Source organism: Seonamhaeicola marinus (assembly GCF_008085455.1).
In genome coordinates this window covers 1-429 of sequence record NZ_VSDQ01000720.1, presented here as the reverse complement: position 1 = coordinate 429, position 429 = coordinate 1, and the positions used below count along the sequence as shown (strand labels likewise).

Genomic DNA, 429 nt, shown 5'->3' with positions numbered 1-429 from the left:
AACGTCTTGAAGGATCTTCGTTATTCACATCAGGATCGGCAATCATTGGTTCTGCAATTTCATCTAAATCGATAACCACTTCTGCATAATACTTAGCACTTGCGTCTGGCTTTAAGGCCGATTTAATACCTGTTTTAAGTTCTTGAATTCTGTTGTTTGCTTTATCAACTAAACCTTGAAGCATTTGCTTTTCGTTATCCATACCCTTTTCAATCATTATTTGGATACGATCGCGAGCAATTTCTAAAGATTCTATTAAGGTTTCATCTTCTGAAATACAGATAGACGCTTTAGCTTTCATCTCTGCAGTCCAATCGGTAAACGTGAAGGCTTGATCTGATGTTAATGTACCAATGTGTACTTCTATTACACGACCTTGGAATACATTTTCACCTTCAAACTGCTTTAACATTTGCTGCTGAGTTGCAT

General features: G+C 36.8%; 1 pseudogene. It reads right to left on the bottom strand.

Features of this window, described 5'->3' with window-relative positions:
* Nucleotides 1-429, bottom strand: a pseudogene (locus FUA24_RS20955) (aconitase family protein); the annotation flags it as partial.